Source organism: Burkholderiales bacterium (assembly GCA_013695435.1).
Taxonomy (GTDB): domain Bacteria; phylum Pseudomonadota; class Gammaproteobacteria; order Burkholderiales; family JACMKV01; genus JACMKV01.
Genome location: JACDAM010000079.1, coordinates 1 through 2,741, shown reverse-complemented (window position 1 = coordinate 2,741; position 2,741 = coordinate 1). Strand labels below are relative to the sequence as shown.

Here is a 2,741-nt window from a genome sequence, read left to right as displayed (position 1 = left end):
GTGGCTGTGGCCGAAAGCGAAAGCGCTGTTTGATCCGTTGTCATTCCCGCGACTGCGGGAATCCAGAGCAGCTTCTTGAAGTCGCTAGATTCCCGCTTGCGCGGGAATGACAGCATGCGCGAACGACAAACCATGAAACGCGATTCCCCGGCTGTCGATCTGTCGCCGGCAATTCATGCCGCTGATTTGACCAAGCGCTACGGCGACGTGCTCGCCGTCGACCATCTGGATCTCGACGTTCGTGCCGGCGAATTTTTCGGTCTGCTCGGTCCGAATGGTTCCGGCAAGACCAGCACGATACACATGTTGTCGACGCTGATCCGCCCCACCGGCGGAACGGCGCGCATCGCCGGTCACGACGTTTCTAACGAGGGCGTCAAGGTGCGTGCGGCGATCGGCGTCGTGTTCCAGGAATCGGCGCTCGACCGCAATCTGTCCGCCGCCGAAAACCTGCGTTTTGCCGGGTTGTTATACGATCTGCCGCGCGCGGAAATCAAACGGCGCAGCGACGAGTTGCTCGCGCTGTTCGGCTTGACGGACAAGCGCGACAAACCCGTTGCCTCTTTTTCCGGCGGTATGCGCCGCGCGCTCGATATCGCCCGCGGCGTCATCCATCGCCCGCGGGTGCTGTTCCTCGATGAGCCGACCATCGGCCTCGATTTGCCGAACCGGAAAAAAATCTGGCGATTTATCGAGAATCTGCGCGCCGAAACCGGCATGACGGTGTTCCTGACGACGCATTATCTCGAAGAAGCGGCTGACTGCGATCGCGTCGCCTTCATCAAGTCGGGCCACATTGTGCAAAGCGGGCCACCGCACGAATTGGTTAGCCGGCTGGGTGCTTTCGTGATCGAAATCGAGGCCGACGATGCGGATCGCATCGTCGCCGAACTCGCGCCGCGCCTCGGCCGCGCCATGATGGATGGCGAGCGCGCGTGCTTCCGCTTCCACGGCGATGCCACACAACTCGCGGCCCTGCAAACCGAGTTTGCCGACAGGATCGGCGCGTTGCGCTGGCGCAAGCCGAATCTGAACGATGTGTTTTTGTGGGTCAATGAAACGGAGGCTGCCGGGCGCCCAAGTTCTGGCGAGATGGAAGGGGAACCGAAGGCGGGTCGTCCCTGTGAAGACGGTATTTCCGGGGCAGCGAACACCACTGGATTCCCGCCTTCGCGGGAATGACAACCACGAAATTCTCCTTCCTCACGCTTCGCTAAAAAAGTGACTTACCGTCCCATACTCGCCGTTATCGAACGCGAAATCGTGCGTCTGTTCCGACAGAAATCGCGGCTGCTGTCGGCGATGGTGCGGCCGATGATCTGGCTGTTCGTGATCGGCGCCGGATTCGATGCCATGCTGGGCCGCGGCGAAGGAAGTAGCGGCGGCGCGAGCTATCAATATTTTCTTGTGCCCGGTGTGCTCGGCATGTCGATGCTGTTCGGCGCCATGCTTGCTGCGCTGGCAACGGTCTACGACAAGGAATCGGGCGTGATGCGCATGCTGGTCGTAGCACCGTTCGAGCATTACTGGATTGTCGTCGCCAAAACGCTGAGCGCCGCGATTGCCGCAGCGATACAGGCCGTGCTCGTGCTGTTTCTGCTCGCGTTGCTCGGCTACTTGTCGAAAGACCTGTCGCTGCCTTTACTGGCCGCCGGAATCGCCTCGACCTCGCTGGCGTCTGCCAGCACGGGCATGCTGATCGCGGCGTGCACCAAAACGCTCGACAACTTCGCGGTGATGATGAATCTGGTGATTTTCCCGATGTTCTTTTTGTCGGGCTCGCTGTATCCGATACAACATTTGCCCGACGCGCTGCGCATCGTTGCGATGCTCAATCCTTACAGCTATGGGGTGGATCTGCTCAAGCATGCCTTGCCGGTCAGCGGCGGCGCCGAATTCAGCGCCAGCTTCAGCACCGATTTCAGCCTCGGCCTGAACCTCGCGGTTCTGCTTGGCTTCAGCGCGCTGGCGACCGCTATCGCATGCGCGCGCTTTTCGCGCGAGACGGCGTACGAGCCGCTGATCCACATGCTGAGCCGCAAACGCGGCGAATAAGGCGCGCGCCCGCCCGACGCACTTTGCTTCTCACATACCGCCGAAACGCATGGTGTTCTCGTCGTAGTTGTCCATGAAGGCTTCGATCTCTTCCTCCGAATAACCGTCGAACGCGAAGCTGATCGCCTTCATCGGCGTATCGAGCGCGCCCATTGATTCCGTGCCCTCGTCCTTGACCGTAATGCACACGCGTTTGTCGCCGTCTTTGACGATGACCTGATTGCCTTCGACATCGAATTTCAGATTGCCGATTGCATCGGGCAACTGGCGCAGAAACTCCTTGCGCGTAATATTGACCTCGCGATCGAACCTCGATTCCCCCTCCTGGCCATCACGGATAAAGGGTGAGTTCATACCTTCCTTTTTCATATCTCCTCCTTATGGAGCGGACAACTGCCGCTTCGAATTATCGCAGCAAGAGGCGGAGCACGCACGATAAAAAGGAGAAAAACGCCGTTAGAATCGATCCGAAAGCTGGCAGGCGCTGGTAAAAGTTGCAAAGATAAAAGCTTTCTCATTATTGCGGATCACTGGCGTCGTTTTCGATCGTGGATTCCGCTCTGCGACGCAGAATTTCCTGACCCAGCAGATGTACCGTCATCGCATAAAAAACGCTGCGGTTATAGCGCGTAATCACGTAAAAATTATTCAGCCCCAGCCAGTATTGCAGGCCATCTTCGGCTTCC

The 2,741-nt window shown here is 58.7% G+C and carries 4 protein-coding genes; 2 read left to right on the top strand and 2 right to left on the bottom strand.

Going from position 1 to position 2,741, the window contains the following annotated elements; genetic code table 11:
* Positions 1-132: 132 nt before the first annotated feature.
* The gene (locus H0V78_04675; GenBank protein MBA2351092.1) at positions 133-1,182 is read left to right on the top strand and encodes an ATP-binding cassette domain-containing protein; all 1,050 of its coding nucleotides are present in this window, start codon (positions 133-135) and stop codon (positions 1,180-1,182) included.
* A 39-nt stretch (positions 1,183-1,221) separates the two neighbouring features.
* The gene (locus H0V78_04670; protein MBA2351091.1) at positions 1,222-2,055 is read left to right on the top strand and encodes an ABC transporter permease; all 834 of its coding nucleotides are present in this window, start codon (positions 1,222-1,224) and stop codon (positions 2,053-2,055) included.
* Between the two features lie 30 nt (positions 2,056-2,085).
* Here the strand turns inward: H0V78_04670 and H0V78_04665 are convergent, their stop codons facing one another.
* A complete protein-coding gene (locus H0V78_04665) occupies positions 2,086-2,424 on the bottom strand; it encodes a hypothetical protein (protein ID MBA2351090.1) in 339 nt (112 codons plus the stop codon).
* A 148-nt stretch (positions 2,425-2,572) separates the two neighbouring features.
* Positions 2,573-2,741, bottom strand: a 169-nt coding sequence (locus tag H0V78_04660; GenBank protein MBA2351089.1) for a lytic murein transglycosylase, incomplete at its 5' end; no start/stop codon positions are given.

Excerpts from the sequence above, each read along its gene's own strand:
- H0V78_04675 (MBA2351092.1), top strand. The coding sequence starts at position 133 with ATGAAACGCGATTCCCCGGCTGTCGATCTGTCGCCGGCAATTCATGCC.
- H0V78_04665 (MBA2351090.1), bottom strand. The coding sequence starts at position 2,424 with ATGAAAAAGGAAGGTATGAACTCACCCTTTATCCGTGATGGCCAGGAG.